Raw genomic sequence first — 16,134 nt, forward strand, 5'->3', positions numbered from 1 at the left:
GTCCACATGACGTGGATTCCGTTGTGCCCCGGGGATTCCGGAATCAAGCCCGCTCGGGCCCAGGCTGCCGGAGAACGGTCTTCGTGTCAGTGTCCGGCGGCGTGCCGAGCGCCGATGTAGCCGAACACCATCGCCGGTCCGATCGTCGCGCCAGCACCGGCGTAGTCGTGCCCCATGACCGCGGCCGACGTGTTGCCCGTGGCGTACAGGCCCTCGATCACCGAACCGTCGGCGCGCAGCACCCGGGCGTGCTCGTCGTAGACCATTCCGCCCTTGGTGCCGAGGTCGCCGGCGGCCATCCGGACCGCGTAGAACGGTCCGCTGTCGATCACGTCCAGCGTCGGAGCCGGGAGCGTGGGGTCGCCGTAGTAGTTGTCGTACGCGCTGTCACCGCGACCGAAGTCCTCGTCCCGGCCGGCCCGGGCGAACCCGTTGAAGCGGTCCACCGTCTCGGCCAACTGCACCGAAGGCAACCCGATCGACACGGCCAGTTCCTCGATCGAGTCCGCCCGATGCATCAGCCCGGTCGCGAACCACGACTTCGGGAACTTCTGCCCCGGCATCACGCCACCGAACTGGTAGCGGTTCTTCGCCTTTCCGTCGAAGACGAACCAGATCGGGTCGTGCCGACCGGCGATCTGCTCGTGTACGAACGTCACGTACGGCGCCGCCTCGTTGGTGAAGCGCCGACCCGACTGGTCCACGATGATCGAGCGGGGGATCGACCGCTCCGACACCAGCACGTGCATGATGCCGTCGGGCCGCCGGAAGGACGGCATCCACCAGGCATCGTCCATCAGATCCAGTGCTGCCCCGACCTTTTCACCGGCGACGATCCCGTCACCGGTGTTGTCCACCGCCCCGGCGCTGTAGTTGTCCTTGCCACCCTCGCGCAGGTACTTCTTGCGCATCTGCTCGCCCTGCTCGAATCCGCCGCTGGCCAGCAGCACCCCGCGCCGGGCGCGAATCCGCAGGTCCGCACCGTCGCGGCGGACGAGCAGGCCGACCACCGCGCCCGAGGAATCGGTGATCAGCTCCCGCATCGGGCTGTCGAGCCACAGCGGAATGCCCGCGTCCTTGACGGTCAGTCGCAGCCGCGCGATCAGCGCCTGGCCCAGGGTCTCCATGTGCCGACGCAGCACGAGGCTCTTGACCGCGCGCCACCCGGTGGCCAGCGCCGCCCGGCGTCCCGCCCAGGTGCGCATCACCATGTTCAGCTTCGCGAACTCCTTGGACGTGATGTACAGGCCCGCAGGAGTCGCCAAAGCACCGGGCCGCAGCAGCTTTTCGTCCTCACCGAGCTGCTTGAGGTCGAACGGCAACGGCTCGATCGTCCGCCCCCGCGGGCGTCCGCCGGGCTGCTCGGGGTGGTAGTCGGAGTAGCCGGTGCACCACTGGAATCGCATGTGCGGTCCGGCGGACTCCAGGAACTCCATCGTGGCCGGGCCCTCGTCGATGAACGCGTCGACGTTCGCCGACGGGACCCGGTCGCCGATCACGGCGTCGAGGTAGCGGCGCACGTCCTCCCGCGAGTCCGCGAGACCCGCGCGCCGCAGGGTCGGGTTGTTCGGGATCCAGATGTTGCCGCCGGACAGGGCGGTGGTCCCGCCGTAGACCGACGCCTTCTCCACGATCAGCGTGTCCAGCCCGCCGTCCTTCGCCGCGAGCGCACCGGTGAGTCCACCACAGCCGCTGCCGACCACGACGAAATCGACCTCGTGGTCCCAGTTCTCGGTTTCGGTCATGTTCGTCCCCCGTCAGGCCATGGTCATGTCGGCCGGCGACCACACCGCGCGCATGCTGGTGATGCGGGCGCGGTCGTCGAAGGTCATGACGTCGATCGGTTCGATGGTGATCGTCTGGTCCCCGGTCTCGGTGACGACCCGGAAATGGAAGGCGGCGGTGTTGCCCGCGACCTTGACGGCCAGCAGCTCGGTGCGGTTGCGGACGGCGTCGAGAGCCGCGTAGAACTTCTCGATCTCCTCCCGCCCGACCTTCGGCTCGCTGCCGACCGGGTCCTCGAGGGTGGCCCCCTCGGCGTACAGGGCGGCGATGTCGGCGGACGTGCCGTTCGCGACGGTGTCCAGGTAGGTGGCGACTGCGGAACGGATGTCGTCTTCGAAGGCCATGCTGACTCCAGGGTGTCGGGGGTGCTGCGGGTGCGACGGTAGCCACGTCCGTCGCGGAGCGAACCCCCTTTCTCCCGGGGAGCGGGAGAACTCCGAATTGCCCCGTCGGCTGCGGGCGGCGTCGGTGCGTGACGACCGCCGCGGTGGAAACACCGGAAATCCCCTGGTTGTGCGGTCACCGTGGAGTAACGATCGACACCGTCCCGGGCTCATCCACGGGCCGGCCGACCTACGCTCGATGCAACCGCCGACACGACCTGGAGCGTCGAGATGCGCGCGAAAGCCGTTCCTGCCCCCTTGTTCCGCTTTGTCTCGTTCTCCGTCGCCGCGATGCTCTCCTTCGTCGCGGTGTGCGCCGTGGGGGTCCCCGAGGCAACCGCGGCCGAACCCACCTACTACGTCTCGCTGGGCGACTCCCTGGCCGCCGGCTACCAGCCCGACACCCGGAAGGACGAGCCCGTCTCCTACACCGACGACCTGTTCGCCACGCTCCGCGCGTCCGATCCCAACCTGCAGCACATCCGGCTCGGGTGCAGCGGGGAATCCACCGCGACCATGATCAACGGCGGGCGGTGCACGTACGACGGCGCGCCCTCGCAACTCGACGCCGCGACGAAGTTCATCACCGCGCACCGGGGACAGGTCCGGTACGTCACCGAGGACCTCGGCGCGCGAACGACGTCTACCCCTGCATTCGCGGCGGCGGCTCCGGCTCGCCGGGCTCGTCCGGAGTGCCCGACGTCGGGTGCGTCGCGAACGCCCTGGCGACGATCGGCACCAACCTCGCGACGATCAACCGTCAGCTGCGCGCCGCGGGCGGTGAGGGGCCCGCCTACGTCGGGATGACCTACTACAACCCGACCCTCGCGAGCTGGCCGACCGGAACCACCGGACAGGCCGTCGCGGTCGCGACCACCGGCGCCGACAACGTTCTCGGCTCGACGATCGTCACCGCGAACTCCGGGGCCGGCTGGAAGACCGCCGACGTCGCGGCCGCGTTCTCCACCAACGACTTCGGGAATCCGGTTGCCGTGCCCGGCCTAGGGACGCTGCCGCACAACGTCGCCCAGATCTGCCTGTGGACGTGGATGTGTACCGGCTACAAGGACATTCACGCCAACCCGGCCGGTCACCGGGTGATCGCCGAGACCTTCCTGCCGATCCTCACCGGAGCATCAGCCGGATAGAAGGCGGGACCCCGGGCCTAGCGGGAGGGTCTTCGTCTCGATGTGGTGATCCTGCTCAGTGAGACGCACCGGGGCCCGCCGGACAGGGCCTCACGCCGGGCTCCGCGCGGGCGGGTGGCGCCGAGGTCCCGGGATCGGAGCAACCCGGGATGCCGACCGCGCCGACGCCGCGCGAGGAGCCGTTCTCCGGCTAGTGGGCGGAGAAGTCTCCGTAGCCACCCTTGAAGAAGAGCAGCGGCTGCCGATCGACGTCGGCGGTCAGGTCGGTGATGCGGGCGATGACGATGGTGTGGTCGCCGGCGTCGTGCTCGACCTCGACGGTCGCGTCGATCCGGGCCAGGGTGCCGTCGAGCGCGGGGGCGCCGTTCGCGGCCGGGGACCACGACACGCCCGCGAACTTGTCGGCGCCGCTGGTCGCGAACTGTCCGCAGATGTCCTTCTGGTCGTGCGCGAGCACGTTGATGCACAGGTTGCGTGCCTCACGCAGCAGCGGCCAGCTCTTCGACGTCTTGGTCGGGCAGAACGAGACGAACGGCGGCTCGAGGGACAGCGAGACGACGGACTGGCAGGTGAACCCGAGCGGCTGCTCGCCGTCGTGAGCGGTGATGACGGCGACACCGGTGCAGAAGTGGCTCATCACCTTGCGCAGCGTGGCGGCGTCGGGGCCGGACAGCTCGATGTGCTCGGCGACGGCGGTCGGTTCTGCGCTCATGTGATTCCTCCTGACGAGACGGGCACCCAACAGCATCGGGCTCCGGTCGGCACTATGCCATCTGAGGTCCCGGTCAGTGGGCGCCTTTTCCGTGACGGATTTCGAATCCGACCGCAGGGCTCCGGTCGGGATCACCGCCCGCCGGTGGGTGTCCGGGCGAACGCGGGCAGCAGGGTGTCGACGACCCGATCGACGATCCCGGCCTCGTCTTCCGCCCCTCGGGCCCGGTGGGCGACGTAGGCACCGACGACCGAGTCCATGAAGGTGTCGGCGTCCAGGTCCGCGCGGACCGTGCCGCGGGCGATGTGCTCGCGCACCACGCCGGCCAGGGTGCCCCGGTGCCGGACCAGGATCGCCCGGATGACGTGGGTGAACGAGGGGTCCTCGTCGGTCACCAGTGCGGCGAGGCCGCCGAAGCCGATGCCGCTGTCGATCGCCCGCAGGGACTGCTCGGTCAACCAGACCAGCACGTCGCGGGCGGTGGCATCCGCGGCGGGCGGGACGGGTTGGGCGATCGGCGCGAGTGCTGCGGTGAGCATTTCGTCCCGGTCGCGGTAGCGACGGTAGATCGTGGTGCGCGCCATCCCGGTTCGCGTGGCCACGCCCTCGATGGTGACCGCCCGCGGGCCCTTGAGCCGGAGCAGGTCGAGGACCGCGTCCGCGATGCGTTGCTCGGGGGCGGCCGGCCTACCGCTCGACGCCACTGTTGTTCTCCTCACTCCGTGGAACACCACTCGACCCGACAACGCTACACTCTATGTAGCTACACTACATGTAGCGTATCGATCGAGAGGTGTCAGTCATGAAGTTCTCCAGCACGTTCGCCGGAGGGGCGGCCCTGCTCCTCGGCCTCGTCACCATGTCCGCGTCGTTCTGGGCGGATACCACCCCGATCGGCTCCGGCCTGACGCTCGGCCTGGGGGCCATCACCGCGATCTACGCGTTGTGGTCGCTGGTGGCCAAGGACCCGACCAAGGACCACTGGGCGCTGTCCGTCGTGGGCCTGGTGCTGTTCATCGCCCCGTGGGTCGGACAGTTCGCCGGCGACGGCGCCGCCTGGACGGCGTGGATCGCCGGGGCGCTCGTCATGGCCGTCGCCGGAACCGCCTACGTCGCCGACGAATCCACCGAGCTCACCGACACGAACGCGCGACGTGACCGGGAGACCTACCGGGCAGCCCACGCGACCCGGTAGCTCGCCGGTCGGAAGGGTCGCAGGCCCGGCTCACCCGAGAGCACGAAGACCCCGGACCGAATGGCATCGGTCCGGGGTCTCGGCGAGGTCCGGTGCGGTCAGGCCTTCGCGGCGCTCTGCCCGGCCCGACGGCCGAAGAAGCTGCCGTCACCGAGGGAGGCGCCGCTCGCGTAGCCACCGGCGCAGACGCCGGACGTGCAGCGACCGGCCGCGAACAGGCCCGGAATAGGCTGCCCGGAGACGTGCAGCACCTCGGAGTCGACGCTGGTGCGCAGGCCGCCGAGGGTGAACCCGCCGGTCATGCCGCGCAGGTCGATCGCGGCGATCGGGGAGCCGATCGGCTTGACCCACTCCGGCTTCTTCCCGAGCAGCGGGTCCTCCCCGTTCGCGGCGTGCCGGTTGTACACCTCGACGGTGGCCTGCAGCGACCCGGCGGGCAGCCCGATCTCGGCCTCGAGCTCCAGGGCCGTCTCCGCCACCCACTTCGGGCGGTGCCGCAGCTGGGGGCTCGACGTCGGACGGGTCAGGCCCTCCTCGTAGGCGTCCTCGTCGATGATCAGGAACGCCTGGTTCTGGTTCTCGTACAGCGTCGCCTGGCCGACCCGGCCGGGGTAGGTGTCCTCGTTGATGTAGCGCTGGCCGCGCCCGTTGACCAGGATGCCGCGGATGAACAGCTGCGGATCGCAGAAGAACGCCACCTCCGCCGCATCCATGTGCGCCAGATCGGCGCCGAGGGCCTGCGCCATCCGGATCGCGCGGCCGTCGTGCTCCTCGATCGAGGCGGCGGGCCGGTTGACCATCTTCGGCGCGAACGACTCGAGCATCTGGTTGTTGTAGGCGAAGCTGCCGGTCGCCAGCACCACGCCCTTGCGGGCGCGGACGGTGACGTCCTTGCCGTACTGCTTGGCCTGGACGCCGACGACACGCCCGTAGGCATCGACGATCAGGGTCTGCACGCGCATGTCGTACTCGGCCCGCACACCGAGCTCGGTCGCCTTGTCGGTGAGCGGCTTCATCAGCATGTAGCCGCCGCCCTTCTCGGAGCTGACGTGCTTGTCCTGCATCTGCGGGACGTGACCGCGCGGGGCCGGCGGGATCGTCGCGTTGAACGGCGCCGCGTTCTCGCCGCCGGTGTACTGCAGGCCGTCGTCGCCCGGCGGCTCCCAGCCCGGCTCACCCCAGAAACTCTCCTTGAACGGCACGCCGCACTCGTCTACGAGCCAGTGGTAGTGGTCGACGCTGCCCTCGCAGTAGACGTCGATCTTCGCCTCGTCGGTGCCCGGTCCGAGCGCCGCCTTCATGAAGGCCTTCATGTTGTCGACGGTGTCCTCGAACCCGCACGCCTTCTGCAGCGGGGTGCCGCCGCCCATGTAGATGAAGCCGCCGGCCATCGCGGCCGCGCCGCCCCAGCCTCCGGTGCGCTCGAGCACCAGCACCTCGGCACCGTCCTGCGCGGCACCGACCGCGGCGGCCGCCCCGGCGACACCGAAACCCGCGACGACGACGTCCGCTTCGTAGTCCCACTGCTCGACCTCGGCGGCCGACCTCGGCCGGAGGTCGTCCGAATTACTCGCCATGACAATGCCTTTCAGTGATCCAGGATACGCCACGCGGGCGGCCCGACATCGACACCCGCTCGTGAGAGGAGGTGCCCTCTCCGGCGCCGACGCGGAGTTGCACCTCTCGTCTACCGGGGTTCCCGCGCCGTCGGACTCGCACGTCCCATCCTGCGGGAGAACGCGCCCGCAATCGGGTGCCTCCGCGGGGCTCCCGATCAGCGGGAACGCCACTGCGCTCGCCGCGCCGCGGCGCCTAGCGTGACCGCCATCGGCACCGATCGGAGGTAGCGCACATGGAGACGACCCTGCAGGCGGACGGACGGTTCACCGTCGACCCCGACCGGATCCGCGCGTTCGCGGACGCGACCGGGTGCACGCACCGGGCCTACCGGGAGGACCGGGCCGTGGTTCCGCCCACCTACCTGTGCGGCACCGACCCGATCGCCGGCGAGCACGACGTCCCGGCCGAACGCGACTGCCGGTTCTTCGGGACACCGCCGCGGGCGGGCGACCTGCTGACCGTCACCGTCCGCGACGGCGAGCACGACCGGCTCACCGAGTACCGGGACGCCGACGGCCGCCTGATCGCCGACGCCTGGACGCAGGGCGCCGGTGGCGACACCACGACGGTGGGGATGCTGGCGAACTACGCCACCGACTGGCTCGGGGCGGAGTCGGTGCGCCGGTTCCGCACCCGTCTCGTCTCCGCGGCCCCGGCCGGCGAGCCGCTGTCGTGCTCGGGCGAGGTGGTGCAGGAGTACACCGCCGACGGGGAGCCGCGCGTGGACGTCGTGCTCACCGCCGTCGGCGAGGGTGGACGCGTCGCGGCCCGCGCCTGGGCCACCTTCGCCCGCGCCGCCTGATCCGCGGCCCCTGCGTTCCCCGCCCGTGGCGGGGAGGCTGACCACCCGGGCCCGGCGGCACCTACCCGATCGGACGGTTCGGCGACGGCAACCGGACGGTTCGGCCGCCGACACCTTCCGTCCGGGTGATCCGGCCCACCAGAGTTCCCTCGTGAGACGCGCGTCACATACGCGCACCGGACACGAGGAGACCTCCGATGGCCATCGAGCTCAACCAGATCTGGGACTTCCCCATCAAGGAGTTCCATCCCTTCCCGCGCGCCCTCCTTGGCGTCGGCGCCCACGACATCATCGGCGTCGAGGCGAAGAACCTCGGGTTCCAGCGGGTGCTGTTGATGACCACCGGCCTGCGCGGGTCGGGGATCATCGAGGAGATCATCGGCAAGCTCGAGTACCAGGGCCTCGACGTCGTCCTGTACGACAAGGTGGAGTCGAACCCCAAGGACTACAACGTCATGGAGGCGGCGGCGCTCTACCAGACGGAGAAGTGCGACAGCATCATCTCCATCGGTGGCGGCTCCAGCCACGACGCCGCGAAGGGCGCCCGCGTGGTGATCGCGCACGACGGCCGCAACATCAACGAGTTCGAGGGCTTCGCCAAGTCCACCAACAAGCAGAATCCACCGCACATCGCGGTCTCCACCACCGCCGGCACCGGCTCCGAGACGTCGTGGGCGTACGTCATCACCGACACCTCCGACATGGACCATCCGCACAAGTGGGTCGGCTTCGACGAGGCCACGATCGTCACCCTCGCGATCGACGACCCGCTGCTGTACTACAGCCTCCCGCAGCACTTCACGGCCTACTGCGGCTTCGACGTGCTGGCGCACTCGAGCGAGCCGTACGTCTCCCGGCTCGACTTCGCGCCGTCCCTCGGCAACGCCCTCTACGCGACGGAGCTGGTCGCGCAAAACCTGCGCGAGGCGGTCTTCGACCCACGCAACCTCAAGGCCCGTGAGGGCATGATGAACGCGCAATACATTGCGGCGCAGGCGTTCAACTCGGGCGGCCTGGGCATCATCCACTCCATCTCGCACGCGATGAGCGCATTCTTCGACAGCCACCACGGCCTCAACAATGCGATCGCACTGCCCAGGGTGTGGGAGTACAACCTGCCCTCTCGTTACGAACACTTCGCCCGGCTTGCGACCGCGATGGGCGTCGACACCCGCAACATGACCACGGTGCAGGCCGCGGACGCCGCGGTCGAGGCGGCGATCCGGCTCTCCCGCGACGTCGGCATCCCGGAGAACTTCGCGTCGGTGCGCACCGACACCTACGAGAAGAACCAGATGAACACCGGCAAGTACACGGGCCGGGGCGAGTCGATCTCCGGTGACGACAAGACGGTGCGGGCGATCTCCGAGCACATCCAGGGCGACTGGTGCACCCCCGGAAACCCGCGCGAGGTGACGGTGGAGTCGATGATCCCGGTCGTCGGGCACTGCATCAACGGCACCTACTGACCGCACCCCCTTCCGCGGCCGGGGCGAGACCCCCTGCCCCTGCCCGCTCCGGCCGCGGGTTCCACCCATCCACGAGAGACGGAGCGCTGCAATGACTTCGGCCACCCTCCCGCACGAGGACATCCACCCAGAATCTCGTGTCATCGGGCCCATGACCGATCCACGCACCTTCGCGTCGGCCGCCGCGCTGGTGGACGCGTTGCGCGAGCAGCACTACATCGCCGACACCGACCTCGCGACGGTCACCCACCTGGCCACCGCGCTGGACCGGCCGCTGCTGCTCGAGGGCCCCGCGGGCGTCGGCAAGACCGAGCTGGCGAAGGCGCTGGCCGCGGCGAGCGGCCGCAGGCTGGTACGGCTGCAGTGCTACGAGGGCCTCGACTCGAGCCGGGCGCTCTACGAGTGGGACTACGCGAAACAGCTTCTGCACGTGCAGATGTTGCGGGACCGGATCACCGCCGACACCGCCGGCCTGCCCGACCTCGACTCCGCGTCCCGCCACCTCGCCGGCCGTGACTTCGGTCTGTACTCGGAGGCGTTCCTGTCGGTGCGCCCGCTGCTCGAGTCGGTGCTCTCCGAGCAGCCGGTGGTGCTGCTCGTCGACGAGGTGGACCGCACCGAGGAGTCACTGGAGGCGCTGCTGCTGGAGGTGCTGGCCGAGAAGCAGGTCACGATCCCGGAGATCGGCACCGTCACCGCCCGTTCGACCCCGTGGGTGGTGTTGACCTCCAACGACACCAGGGAGCTCTCCCCGGCGCTCAAGCGCCGCTGCCTGCACTTCCACCTCGGCTTCCCGACCCCCGAGCGGGAACGGGAAGTCGTCACCGCCCGCGCTCCCGAGGTCGAACCCGCGGTCGCCGCCGACGTCGTCGAACTGGCCCGGACGCTGCGCGACCTGCCGCTGCGCAAGAGCCCGTCGATCTCCGAGGTCATCGACGCGAGCCGGGCGGCGACCCTGCTGACCGCGGCCGGGGAGCCGGTCTCCGACGAGACCCGGCGGACGCTGTACGCCACCCTGCTCAAGTACACCAGCGACCGGAACCTCGCCCTGGGTCGCCTGCACGGCGAGACAGAGTCCCCCGCAACCCGATCCGAGCGAACGTCGCGCCCCGTGACGATCGCGGAGGCACCCGCCAACACCACCACCGCGGCCTTCCGCGGCACCGGCGGTGCCGAGCGCGGCGGGGCGAGCGTGCGCGGCACCGGACTACGGGGGCGGTGACCGTGACCGCCGAGTGCGCAGTCACCGGGGCGCCGGCCGAGCGGAGGGCGCAGCAAGTGGGCACTCGGCAACTGCTCGACGTGGTGGCGGCGCTGTTCGGCGGCCTGCTACGGCGGGCCGGGGTGTCGGCGTCTCCCGCCGAGGTGATCGAGGTGCGGCGGGTACTGGGCCTGCTCGGCGCGCGTGACCGCGACGCGCTGCGGGCCGCCTTGCGCGCCACCTGCGCGAAGTACGCGCACGAACAGTCCGGATTCGACGCCGCGTTCGACGCGCTGTTCCGCGGAACCTACTCACCGACAACGGATTCCCCACTCGGTCAGGCGCACCAGGAGTCGGCGACCGGACTGCCCGAGGAGATGGAGATCGCCGAGGACTCCGACATCGGCCGGTACGCCGAGTACAACGAGCGGGTCGCCGAGGTGGGGGAGCACTTCGACTCCACCGAGTCGCCGATGGGATTCAACCCGCACACCGACGACGACGACGTCACGGTCTCCGCGCCGAACACCGAACTGACCGTCTCCACCGAGACCGACGCCGGCCGGCGCGGCGTCACCTACACCGTCGAGGTGGAGCGGGCCGGGGCGGCGACGGTCGGGCAGCTGACGGACGCGTCCGGTGCGGTGGCATCGGGGACGCTGAGCTGGGACGACCCGGCGGCGATCCTCGCCTGGCTCGACGCGTACGACCCGTCCCGCACCTACGGCGACGGCACCGGCGACGAGGACGCCCTGACCGAGGATCAGCTGACCCGGCTGACCGAGGCCGTGGAGTCCTTCGTCGCCGCGCTGGCCGCGCAGGCCGGCCTCGCCCCCGGCGCGGTCCCGTCGGCAGGCGCACTCGACGAGGAACGGGATCCGCACGCCGACGTGGACCTGGCCTGCCACGAGGTGCTGCGCCGGATGCGCGGCGCCCCGCGGCCCCGGCCGCGTCTCCACGGTCGCGGCGGCCTCGACATGCCCCGCACCACGCGCGCGAGCCTGCGCACCGACGGCGTCCCCTTCCGGCTGGTCACGCGGACACCGGTCCCGGACCGGGTGCGCCTGCTGATCCTCGCGGACGTCTCGCTCTCGGTGCGGCCGGTCACCGCGTTCACGCTGCGGCTGGCGCAGGCCATGCACCGGCGGGCGGACCGCTGCCGGGTGCTTGCGTTCGTCGACGACCCGGTCGACGTGACGGACGTGCTGCTGCGCAGCGGCGGCGACGACGCCCTCGCGGCGGTGCTGGCCGACCCTCGCATCGACCTCGAGGCGAGTAGCGACTACGGGCGGGTGCTGGACCGCGTGCTGAGCGGCGGCACCGACCTGGTGGACTCGCGGACCGCGGTCCTGGTCGTCGGCGACGCCCGCTGCAACGGGCTGCCCGCGAAGGCCGACCAGCTCGCAGTCCTGCGCCGGCGGGCGCACCGGCTGGCGTGGGTGACGCCCGAGCCGCGCCGCTACTGGGGCCAGGCGACCTGCGCGATGAGCGAGTACGCCGACGTGTGCGACCGGGTGGTGATCGCCCGCGACGCCGAGCAGCTGGTCGCAAAGGCGGGGGAGCTGGCGCACGCGCTGTCCTGAGCCCCGTCCTCCGGCGGGTCCGGACCTACCCGATCGGGTAGGTCCGGACCTGCCCGAAGGTGTGTGGGGGCCCGGCCGGTGGGTCGGTACTGTGGATTCAGCAGCTGTAAGCTGTGTCACAGTTTGTGGTCGGATGAGAAGAGCGTCGCCGGTGTCTGTCGCATATCCCCCTCACGGCGTGACCGTGCCGCCGGAGGCCCCCCGCGACGTTCCGCGGACCGTCAAGTTCCACGCCCCGGAGATCGTGTTCGGGCTCGGCTCGCTGCAGGAGGCGGCGTACGCGGCCGTCCGGTTGGGCGCGACCCGCCCGATGCTGGTGACCGACGACGGGCTGATCGCGGCCGGTTGGGTCGACGAGTTCCTCGGATGTCTGCGCGAATGCGGCCTGACCGCGACGGTCTGGCACGGGCTGACGCCGAACCCGAAGGACCACGAGATCGCGGCCGGGCACGAGCGGTACCGCGAGCACGGCTGTGACGTGCTGATCGCGCTCGGCGGCGGTTCGGTGATCGACGCGACGAAGGGTGTCGCGGTGCTGGCGTCCAACGGCGGCAACATCCTCGACTACGAGGGCGTGGACCGCGCGGAGGTCCCGATCCCGCCGCTGGTGATGATCCCGACCACCTCGGGCACCGGTGCGGACGTGTCCCAGTTCTGCATCGTCACCGACACCGAGCGGGGCACCAAGATCACGATCATCGGACGCTCCCTGGTCCCCGACGTCACCGTCATCGACCCGCGTCTGCTCACCACCATGCCCGAATGGCTCAACGCCGCGACCGGACTCGACGCCCTGACGCACGGGATCGAGGCATTCGTCTCGCTGGCGCACAATCCGCTGACCGACCACCACGCGCTGCGGGCCGTCGGGATGGTCACCGAGAACCTTCCCCACACCATCACCGATCCCCGGGGGATGGCGGCGCGGACGGCGATGGCGCAGGCGAGCCTCGAGGCGGGACTGGCGTTCACGAACGCGATCCTCGGTGCCGCGCACGCGATGAGCCACCAGGTCGGCGGCCTGCTCGACCTGCCGCACGGGGTGATCAACGGGATCCTGCTCCCGCACGTCATCCGGTTCAACGCCTCCACCGACCCCACGCCCTACGTGGAGATCGCCCGCAGCCTGGGCCTCGACGAGCATCGCGGCACCGCCGAGGAGGCGGCGCTGGCGGTGGCGGACCGGGTGCAGCGACTGGCCGGCGACGTCGGGGTGCCGCGCGGGCTGGGTGCGCTCGGCGTCCGGGAGCAGGATCTCGACCGGCTGGCGCACTTCGCCCTCCGCGACGCGTGCATGTCCACGAACCCGCGCAGCGCCACGCACGCCCAGATGGTCGAGTTGTACCGGGCGGCACTGTGACTCGCGTCGGCGGTCGACGGTGACGCACGACCCGGACTCCGCGGCACCCGATCTCGCGGTGCTGACCGGGCTGCGGTCCGGGAAGTCCAGCTACTACCCGCAGTACCGGGGCGCCGCGGAACGGCTCGAGCGGATGGTGCACGCGCTTGACCTGATCTCCCGCGCCCTGGTGCGCACCGTCGAGGGCCCGGAGACCTTGGTCTGTGCGGTCGCGGAGGCCGCGCGGGCACACCTGAGCGCCCGCTGGGTGGTGTTCGCCCTCCGCGACGGGGCCCTGCCCGACGCGGGACCGCGGCGCCTGGTTCTCGGCCCGGACGCGACACCGTTCCTGGTCGACAACGTCGAGGGCCCACCGCTGCCCGACATGGTGCTCGACTGCCTCGACGGCATCCGGACCGGCGCGACCGGACACGGCGACCGGCCCGAACTCGACCACCGGCACGCGTACGTGCCGCTCGTCCTCGACGGCGGCGTGGTCGGTGCGATCGCGGCGTGGACCACCCGCGGCCTGGACGCCACCGACGCCTCGGTGCTGAACATCCTGGCCAGTCAAACGGCTGTCGCACTGCAGAACTCGGCACTGTACCAACGCGGCACCGTCGCCCTCGAACGTGCCGAGCACGCGTCCGCGCAGGCCCGCCGCACCGCCGCCGACCTGGCCGTGCGCAACGCGGAACTCGCGTCCGCGCAACGCCAGCTCGATGCCGCGCACCGGCACCAGATCCTCGACGACGAGCGCCGCCGCATCGCCCGCGAACTGCACGACAGCGTCACCCAGGCGGTCCTGTCGGCGGGCATGCAGATCGAGGTGTGCCTGGGCGACATTCCGGCCGGCGAGCGCGGCGAACGGCTGGACCTCGCGAAGGAGATGACGCGGCGGGCGGTCGAGCAGCTGCGCTCGGCGATCTTCACCCTCAACAACACCCCCGACGCCGCGACGGCCACGCTGCCGGACATGCTGCAGCAGCTGAGCGTCGTCCCGACCCCCACCGACCTGGCTGTGGAGTTGCGGGTCGAGGGCACTCCCGTCGAACTGAGCGGCGAGGTCGAGCACGCCCTGCTGCGGATCGCCGGCGAGGCGCTGTTCAACACCGCGGTGCACGCCGACGCGCGCCGGGCGGTGCTGCGGCTGACGTACCGGCCGACCGAGGTGGGCCTGGCCGTCGACGACGACGGCACCGGCGACCCGGTCCGGATCCGCGCCGCCCTGCGCAAGGCGGTCGCCGGGGACGTGGACGGACACCACCGCGGTCTGGCGAACATGGCCACCCGCGCCCGTGAACTCGGCGGCGACCTGACGGTCCGCCGCGCCCGGATCGGCGGTGTCCGCGTCGCCGTCACGCTACCGATGGAGGCCCAGTGATGCCCGCCCCGCACCTCGCCCCCGACGCAGTGCCCGGATCCGCCACCCGGCCGGTGCGGATCCTGCTCGTCGACGATCACGCGATCCTGCGGCAGGGTCTGCGTTCGGTGCTCGACCGCGAGCCCGACCTGCAGGTCGTGGGGGAGTCCGACAGCCGATCCGGCGCCGAATCCCTTGCCGCCCAGATCGATCCCGACATCGTGCTGATCGACCTGAAGCTCGGCGCAGGCTCCGACTACGAGGGCCTGGTGCTGTGCCGGGCGCTGTCGGCCGCGCACCCGCGGATGGGGTTGCTGGTGCTGACCACCTTTCTCGACGAACGCCTGGTCCTGGAGGCCGTGCAGGCCGGGGCGCGCGGCTACGTCGTCAAGGACGTCGACACCACCGAACTCGTCCGCGCGATCCGCGCGGTGTCGCAGGGGGAGAGCGCTTTCGACTCGCGCACCGCGGCCACCGTCGTCCAGTCCCTCGGGCGCACCGGAGTGCAGTCCGAGAAGCTCACCGATCGCGAGATCGAGGTCCTCGGGCTGCTCGCGAAAGGCCTGTCCAACAGCGGGATCGGGGAGAAGCTGTTCATCTCGGCGACCACCGTCAAGTTCCACGTGAGCAACCTGATGCGCAAGCTCGGCGTCACCCGGCGCGCCGAGGCTGTCTACGAGGCCAGCAAACGCGGACTCATCTGAGGAGGCACGGCGCGCGGCCTAGAGATCGATCACCAGCCAGCCGCCGTGGTGCTCGGCGACCCGGTGGCGGTGACCGGTCGCCGCGCCGAGTTCGTGCAGGGTGGCGAGGTCGAACGTGCGTACGTGGCCGTGGCACACAGTCGGTTCGTCCTCGAACGGCACCGCGATCACCACCCGGCGGCGGGCGACCCGGACGGCCTCGGCGACGATCCGGGCCCCCACCTCGGGGTCGACGTGCTCGAGCAGGTGGATCGCGGTGACGGTGTCCGCAGACTCGTCGGGTAACGGCACCTCCGCGGCGTCGCAGGCGAGCGTGTCGATCCCGATCCCCAGATCGACCGCCACGGTGGACAGCAACCGCATGGTCCCGTCACAGATGTCGGTGGCCGTGACCCGGTGCCCGGCCAGCGCCAGGCGCAGCGCGAAGAACCCGAAGCAGGAGCCGAGGTCGACGACGGTGCCGCCCTCGACGAGTGCCGCGCCGTACTCGTGAACCCGCGCGAAAGGTGCCGTGCCGGCGAGGAGTTCGCGCAGCGAGTTGTCGTAGTAGAGGGCCCAGGCGGCGCGCGGGTCGCTGACGGTGGAGCGGACCAGTCCGACGATCACGGCCTCGAAGTCCGCGGGCGTGCGGAGCTCCAACTCGTCGGCGACGCGGGTGGCCAGCCGGTCGGACAGGTCGGACGGCCGCAGCCGGTGCGTGACCGTCAGACCGCGACCCGAACGGAGCGCGGTGAGTGTCGATTCCTGCTGCGGGACAAGACTTCTCATCACCTCGACGTCGCCGTGCCGCCATCGGCCGGGAGGGCAGGTCGCCAACGGATCCATCATGC

The 16,134-nt window shown here is 70.9% G+C and carries 15 protein-coding genes; 9 read left to right on the forward strand and 6 right to left on the reverse strand.

What is annotated here, in order from left to right; all coding sequences use genetic code 11:
* Positions 1 to 86 precede the first annotated feature (86 nt).
* Together ACWDUM_RS09630 and ACWDUM_RS09635 are read right to left on the reverse strand one after the other, a co-directional pair.
* Positions 87 to 1,745, reverse strand: a complete 1,659-nt coding sequence (locus tag ACWDUM_RS09630) for an FAD-binding protein (protein WP_450133800.1) — start codon at positions 1,743 to 1,745, stop codon at positions 87 to 89.
* A 12-nt stretch (positions 1,746 to 1,757) separates the two neighbouring features.
* On the reverse strand, positions 1,758 to 2,129 hold the full coding sequence (locus tag ACWDUM_RS09635; protein WP_450133801.1) for a nuclear transport factor 2 family protein: 372 nt from the start codon (positions 2,127 to 2,129) through the stop codon (positions 1,758 to 1,760).
* A gap of 731 nt (positions 2,130 to 2,860) precedes the next feature.
* Here ACWDUM_RS09635 and ACWDUM_RS09640 point away from each other — a divergent pair.
* Positions 2,861 to 3,316 carry a hypothetical protein gene (locus ACWDUM_RS09640; protein ID WP_450133802.1) on the forward strand — a complete coding sequence of 152 codons (456 nt, stop codon included), beginning with the start codon at positions 2,861 to 2,863 and terminating at the stop codon, positions 3,314 to 3,316.
* A gap of 190 nt (positions 3,317 to 3,506) precedes the next feature.
* Here the strand turns inward: ACWDUM_RS09640 and ACWDUM_RS09645 are convergent, their stop codons facing one another.
* Both ACWDUM_RS09645 and ACWDUM_RS09650 read right to left on the reverse strand, forming a co-directional pair.
* The gene (locus ACWDUM_RS09645) at positions 3,507 to 4,028 is read right to left on the reverse strand and encodes a flavin reductase family protein (protein WP_450133803.1); all 522 of its coding nucleotides are present in this window, start codon (positions 4,026 to 4,028) and stop codon (positions 3,507 to 3,509) included.
* Between the two features lie 131 nt (positions 4,029 to 4,159).
* On the reverse strand, positions 4,160 to 4,732 hold the full coding sequence (locus ACWDUM_RS09650) for a TetR/AcrR family transcriptional regulator (protein WP_450133804.1): 573 nt from the start codon (positions 4,730 to 4,732) through the stop codon (positions 4,160 to 4,162).
* Between the two features lie 98 nt (positions 4,733 to 4,830).
* Between ACWDUM_RS09650 and ACWDUM_RS09655 the strand changes: the two genes are divergently transcribed.
* Positions 4,831 to 5,223, forward strand: coding sequence for an SPW repeat protein (locus tag ACWDUM_RS09655; protein ID WP_450133805.1), 393 nt, complete (start codon positions 4,831 to 4,833; stop codon positions 5,221 to 5,223).
* A gap of 98 nt (positions 5,224 to 5,321) precedes the next feature.
* Here ACWDUM_RS09655 and ACWDUM_RS09660 read toward each other — a convergent pair whose 3' ends face one another.
* Positions 5,322 to 6,800 carry an FAD-dependent oxidoreductase gene (locus ACWDUM_RS09660; RefSeq protein WP_450133806.1) on the reverse strand — a complete coding sequence of 493 codons (1,479 nt, stop codon included), beginning with the start codon at positions 6,798 to 6,800 and terminating at the stop codon, positions 5,322 to 5,324.
* A 275-nt stretch (positions 6,801 to 7,075) separates the two neighbouring features.
* Between ACWDUM_RS09660 and ACWDUM_RS09665 the strand changes: the two genes are divergently transcribed.
* From ACWDUM_RS09665 to ACWDUM_RS09695, 7 genes are all read left to right on the forward strand, one after another.
* Positions 7,076 to 7,645, forward strand: a complete 570-nt coding sequence (locus ACWDUM_RS09665; protein WP_450113806.1) for a hypothetical protein — start codon at positions 7,076 to 7,078, stop codon at positions 7,643 to 7,645.
* A gap of 197 nt (positions 7,646 to 7,842) precedes the next feature.
* Complete coding sequence (gene mdo / locus ACWDUM_RS09670) at positions 7,843 to 9,114, forward strand: NDMA-dependent methanol dehydrogenase (protein ID WP_450113807.1); 1,272 nt, start codon at positions 7,843 to 7,845, stop codon at positions 9,112 to 9,114.
* A gap of 151 nt (positions 9,115 to 9,265) precedes the next feature.
* On the forward strand, positions 9,266 to 10,336 hold the full coding sequence (locus ACWDUM_RS09675) for a MadB family AAA-type ATPase (RefSeq protein WP_450133807.1): 1,071 nt from the start codon (positions 9,266 to 9,268) through the stop codon (positions 10,334 to 10,336).
* A gap of 56 nt (positions 10,337 to 10,392) precedes the next feature.
* Positions 10,393 to 11,898 (forward strand): MadC family VWA domain-containing protein, encoded by a 1,506-nt coding sequence (gene madC, locus ACWDUM_RS09680; RefSeq protein ID WP_450133808.1) that lies wholly within the window; start codon positions 10,393 to 10,395, stop codon positions 11,896 to 11,898.
* A 151-nt stretch (positions 11,899 to 12,049) separates the two neighbouring features.
* Positions 12,050 to 13,258 (forward strand): iron-containing alcohol dehydrogenase, encoded by a 1,209-nt coding sequence (locus ACWDUM_RS09685; protein WP_450133809.1) that lies wholly within the window; start codon positions 12,050 to 12,052, stop codon positions 13,256 to 13,258.
* Between the two features lie 19 nt (positions 13,259 to 13,277).
* Entirely contained in the window at positions 13,278 to 14,621 is a 1,344-nt protein-coding gene (locus tag ACWDUM_RS09690; protein ID WP_450133810.1) for a MadS family sensor histidine kinase, read from the forward strand.
* The gene (locus ACWDUM_RS09695; protein WP_450133811.1) at positions 14,621 to 15,304 is read left to right on the forward strand and encodes a MadR family response regulator transcription factor; all 684 of its coding nucleotides are present in this window, start codon (positions 14,621 to 14,623) and stop codon (positions 15,302 to 15,304) included. The genes ACWDUM_RS09690 and ACWDUM_RS09695 overlap by 1 nt, the downstream gene beginning before the upstream one ends.
* Before the next feature lie 18 nt (positions 15,305 to 15,322).
* On the opposite strand, the gene mftM is transcribed toward ACWDUM_RS09695, so the two are convergent.
* Entirely contained in the window at positions 15,323 to 16,132 is an 810-nt protein-coding gene (gene mftM / locus ACWDUM_RS09700) for a mycofactocin oligosaccharide methyltransferase MftM (RefSeq protein ID WP_450133812.1), read from the reverse strand.
* Positions 16,133 to 16,134 lie beyond the last annotated feature (2 nt).

The organism is Rhodococcus sp. NPDC003322 (genome assembly GCF_053589555.1).

What these genes read in the sequence shown, in the direction of transcription:
- mftM (WP_450133812.1), bottom strand. Translation starts at nt 16,132, where the DNA reads ATGATGGATCCGTTGGCGACCTGCCCTCCCGGCCGATGGCGGCACGGC.
- ACWDUM_RS09695 (WP_450133811.1), top strand. Translation starts at nt 14,621, where the DNA reads ATGCCCGCCCCGCACCTCGCCCCCGACGCAGTGCCCGGATCCGCCACC.
- ACWDUM_RS09655 (WP_450133805.1), top strand. Translation starts at nt 4,831, where the DNA reads ATGAAGTTCTCCAGCACGTTCGCCGGAGGGGCGGCCCTGCTCCTCGGC.
- ACWDUM_RS09675 (WP_450133807.1), top strand. Translation starts at nt 9,266, where the DNA reads ATGACCGATCCACGCACCTTCGCGTCGGCCGCCGCGCTGGTGGACGCG.
- ACWDUM_RS09635 (WP_450133801.1), bottom strand. Translation starts at nt 2,129, where the DNA reads ATGGCCTTCGAAGACGACATCCGTTCCGCAGTCGCCACCTACCTGGAC.
- ACWDUM_RS09665 (WP_450113806.1), top strand. Translation starts at nt 7,076, where the DNA reads ATGGAGACGACCCTGCAGGCGGACGGACGGTTCACCGTCGACCCCGAC.
- ACWDUM_RS09660 (WP_450133806.1), bottom strand. Translation starts at nt 6,800, where the DNA reads ATGGCGAGTAATTCGGACGACCTCCGGCCGAGGTCGGCCGCCGAGGTC.
- ACWDUM_RS09630 (WP_450133800.1), bottom strand. Translation starts at nt 1,745, where the DNA reads ATGACCGAAACCGAGAACTGGGACCACGAGGTCGATTTCGTCGTGGTC.
- ACWDUM_RS09645 (WP_450133803.1), bottom strand. Translation starts at nt 4,028, where the DNA reads ATGAGCGCAGAACCGACCGCCGTCGCCGAGCACATCGAGCTGTCCGGC.
- mdo (WP_450113807.1), top strand. Translation starts at nt 7,843, where the DNA reads ATGGCCATCGAGCTCAACCAGATCTGGGACTTCCCCATCAAGGAGTTC.